Origin of the sequence: uncultured Planktosalinus sp., from assembly GCF_963973675.1 — a bacterium.
Lineage (GTDB): Bacteria > Bacteroidota > Bacteroidia > Flavobacteriales > Flavobacteriaceae > Planktosalinus.
Map to the genome: position 1 here is coordinate 1 of NZ_CAXBAN010000283.1, position 3,498 is coordinate 3,498.

The 3,498-nt window shown below is 38.3% G+C and carries 4 protein-coding genes; all 4 read right to left on the reverse strand.

What is annotated here, in order from left to right:
* Window positions 1-106: 106 nt before the first annotated feature.
* Genes AACY61_RS10565 through rpsU form a run of 4 tightly spaced genes read right to left on the reverse strand, consistent with a single transcriptional unit; the run spans window position 107 to window position 3,266 of the window.
* Entirely contained in the window at window positions 107-1,183 is a 1,077-nt protein-coding gene (locus tag AACY61_RS10565) for an alanine/ornithine racemase family PLP-dependent enzyme (RefSeq protein ID WP_339611547.1), read from the reverse strand.
* A 25-nt stretch (window positions 1,184-1,208) separates the two neighbouring features.
* Window positions 1,209-2,612 carry a sodium:solute symporter family protein gene (locus tag AACY61_RS10570; protein ID WP_339611548.1) on the reverse strand — a complete coding sequence of 468 codons (1,404 nt, stop codon included), beginning with the start codon at window positions 2,610-2,612 and terminating at the stop codon, window positions 1,209-1,211.
* Window positions 2,613-2,615: 3 nt separating this feature from the next.
* Window positions 2,616-3,059: a GNAT family N-acetyltransferase gene (locus AACY61_RS10575; protein ID WP_339611549.1), complete on the reverse strand. Its 444-nt coding sequence runs from the start codon at window positions 3,057-3,059 to the stop codon at window positions 2,616-2,618.
* A 12-nt stretch (window positions 3,060-3,071) separates the two neighbouring features.
* Window positions 3,072-3,266 (reverse strand): 30S ribosomal protein S21, encoded by a 195-nt coding sequence (rpsU, locus tag AACY61_RS10580; protein ID WP_339611550.1) that lies wholly within the window; start codon window positions 3,264-3,266, stop codon window positions 3,072-3,074.
* Between the last annotated feature and the right edge of the window lie 232 nt (window positions 3,267-3,498).

Here is a 3,498-nt window from a genome sequence, read left to right on the forward strand (position 1 = left end):
CATTTGATTGGATGGATTTGGTAATGTATACTGTAGGAATAACAATCATACTTGGTACGGAACTTTGGGTAGGAAAACGAAGATCAATCCTCAAACTTAAAGAGATTTAATCAATCAACCGTTTTTCAATATAATTGGAGTTCATCACCCCCAACGCACCCATATAAGTCATTTTAAAAGTAACCACATCACCCACTTTGTAGTTTTTGGTAGTGTCGGTAACATTGAGCACAAGCATATCTGAACTCGCACCAATAAAACTCAACTCAGCATCAACCGCTTTTAAAAACTCAATTTTTGTGATATCAAGTAGACCTATGTCCAGAATAGCGCGTTTTTGAAGCGTTCCAAATTCACTTTCGTCAATTTCAAAGGTCTCCCCGGAAGGGTTGGCTTCCATTTCACCATAAGGAATTGCTGGTTTTTTAGTGATTTCTATGATTTCAGAATGAAGTAAAAATACATCATCCTGCATGCCGTCTATCGTTTCATTTTCAAAAAGATCAACCCCAAAAAATAAGGTTTCGCCAATCCTGAAATGATTCACCCCTTTAGGAACCAACCCTTTCATTAACAATGGAACCATAACTGAGGACCCACCCGAAACACCTATTATTTTTTTGCCAAACTTTGCCTCAATTAATTGCTCATACAAACTTAGCTGAATCAACTTGTCCTTACTGGGCATTACACCACTCAGGCAATTGAGATTGGAACCAATGCCCACTACTTCAATGTTGGGGAGCTCAAAAACTTTTTGATAAAAATCAATCAAATCTTCGCCCATAATCCCTTCACGCAAATCCCCCAACTCAATCATGATAATTACCCTGTGAATTTTATCTTGTTTGACAGCCTCTTTTGAAAGCCATTTGATGGTGATGTATTCCGTGTTAAAACTCACATCAGCAAACCTGATAATGTCCGGAATGATTTTTTTTGCCGGTGGCTTTATATAAATGGTTTCTTTATGAGGGGCAAGTTTCTTAATGGTTTTCAGGTTGCCCAGACGGGCGTCACAAACCTGTTCGGGGCCCAGGGTAAGAATGTATTCCAAGTATTTTTCGTTACCGCAAAGCATTTTTAAAACAGGAGCCCATTCAATACTGTTTTTTTCAAACATCGTTTGCAGAAATTGGTAATTGTGTTTTAAAGAAGATTTACTTAAAGTGACAAATGCCATATTTTGTGTGTTGTGACTTGAGAGTCTATTTTTTTACAGTTAAATACAAAAGTAAGGAAATTAAAACGCCTGCAAGAATGGGGTCAAACCCAAAAGGAATTTCAATTTCCAGAAAAGTTAAAAGTAATGTTGAAAATCCGCCAAAAAGCATGGATAGTATTGCTGCTAAAGGTTTTTTCTTTTTTGACCAAAGCATCCCCAAAACGGGAACCAACAAACCCGAAACCATAAAGGCATAGGACAGTAGCATTAAATCGAGCACACTAGTCATATAACTGGCAATCAAGACAGCAGTGAAACCAATTAGAAAAGTGATGATTTGAGAAATCAAGATTGCTTTAGGGTTGTTTTCTTTCAGCCCAAGTATATCTGTTACAAAATTACCTGAAGATGCCAGTAAACAACTATCTGCCGTAGACATAATCGCAGAAAAATAAGCAGCCATCATTAAGCCCATTAAACCCGCAGGAAGAATGTTTTTTAATAACAAGGGCAATCCAATTTCAGGATCCATTGCTGCAACTTCAGCAAAACCATCTGCAATAAAGAGACCTTGTTCAGCACCCACTCGGGCAAGTAACCCCAGGGCAATTCCCATAAATGCCATCACTGGCCACTCAAACAACCCGGCAATATACCAGGCCTTTTTAGCTGTTTTTTCATCTTTGCAGGCATAAATGCGTTGATAAAGCGTCATACCCACAAACCAGATGGGTACGATGGTGATAAACCAATTCGCAAACTGTACCCAGCTGAGGTTGGTAAGAGAGAAAAATTCTGAAGGTAAAACAGCTTGCATGGCTTCCCAGCCACCCAGTTTAAAATAGGCGATGGGAATTCCAACAAAAATAAGCCCAATCATCAAAATCGCCCACTGAAAAGTGTCCGTATATATCACTGCTTTGATACCGCCAAAAACAGTATAAACAACAGCCACAGCACCCATTATGTAAAGTGCGTGTAGTAAATCCAATTCAGGAAAAGTGCCAACAGCAAGCTTGGCTCCTGCCAGTAATTGAGAGGAGGTAAAACCTAGATAACCAATAAACGAAATGATGCCTGCAACCAAAGCCACAGTAACACCATAATTTTCTTTTAAAAGCTGAGGAAAAGTCAAAAATTGAAAGCGATGCCCTTTTTCAATCACCTTGGGAATGAGTAAAACCGCACTTAACCAGGCACCAATCAATCCGGTAAATAACATCCACGAACCGGAAAGCCCCATAATAAAACCAAGACCACCCAGACCAATGGAAAACCCGCCACCCACATCAGTGGCTACAACAGATAAACCCACATGCAAACTGCCCATATTCCGGCCGCCCACGTAGTAGTCGTTAGTATTTTTATTTTTTCTATAGAAGTAAAACCCGATTCCAAGAACCAAAATCAGGTAAATCACAAATACTAAAATGTCTAAAATGGGCATAGCCTATTTTTTGAGTCTCATTTCAAGGTATTTGTTTGAAAAACCAAGCCTTTCGTAAAGTCTTTTTGCGGGATTGTCAGGTTCAACGTGCAAGGCAATATCTCCTTCGGCAAGTGTGATGGCTTTTTCCATTAAAGCTTTGCCAACACCTTTGCCTCTTGTTTTTTCATGCACAGCAATATAAACCAATATGTTTTCAGGAATATAACCTGACATGCCTGTTTTGTTGACAATGGTAGCACCAAGGATGGCATCCTTTTCTTTAATGACCAAGGCAAAACCGCCAAATGCGGCAGGGTTTTCCATGGTAGCAAATTCCAAACAACTCATTATGTGTTCTTTGGGATCACCATATTGGCCAAGATGATTGTATAAAAAATCTACAACCTCTTGTTTCTCATCTGCATCGGGTTTAAGAGTACTGGTGTAAATTTTAAACGAGTGCATAGAGCTTATTTTTTAAATGTTTTCCTGATCTCTCAAGCCTTGAATGTAAGAAGCCTTTTGAATTTCTTTTCTTCTTTTGACAGATTTTTTTGTAAACTGTTGGTTTTCACGCAATTTTTGAAGCACTTTGGTGTTTCTGAATTTGTGCTTCATACGCTTCAATGCGCGCTCAATGTTTTCTCCGTCTTGTACTTTTACTTTTAACATACGTATTTTTTGATGATTTAAACAGGCATTGTTATAGTAACAAAACCCTTATTTTTTAGTAAAACTGATAAGTGATTATCATCAAGCCGAAAAGGCTCTAAATTTTAGCAGTCATTCTGAAGGCGCAAATTTACAAATAAAATATCACTTAGACCTAGTGCTGTTTAAAATATATGAATTGAGACTAATAGAGCTTCAATTCTTCCCCAAACTTCAAACCAAATCGTTTTCT

What these genes read in the sequence shown, in the direction of transcription:
- AACY61_RS10565 (WP_339611547.1), bottom strand. Translation starts at nt 1,183, where the DNA reads ATGGCATTTGTCACTTTAAGTAAATCTTCTTTAAAACACAATTACCAA.
- AACY61_RS10570 (WP_339611548.1), bottom strand. Translation starts at nt 2,612, where the DNA reads ATGCCCATTTTAGACATTTTAGTATTTGTGATTTACCTGATTTTGGTT.
- AACY61_RS10575 (WP_339611549.1), bottom strand. Translation starts at nt 3,059, where the DNA reads ATGCACTCGTTTAAAATTTACACCAGTACTCTTAAACCCGATGCAGAT.
- rpsU (WP_339611550.1), bottom strand. Translation starts at nt 3,266, where the DNA reads ATGTTAAAAGTAAAAGTACAAGACGGAGAAAACATTGAGCGCGCATTG.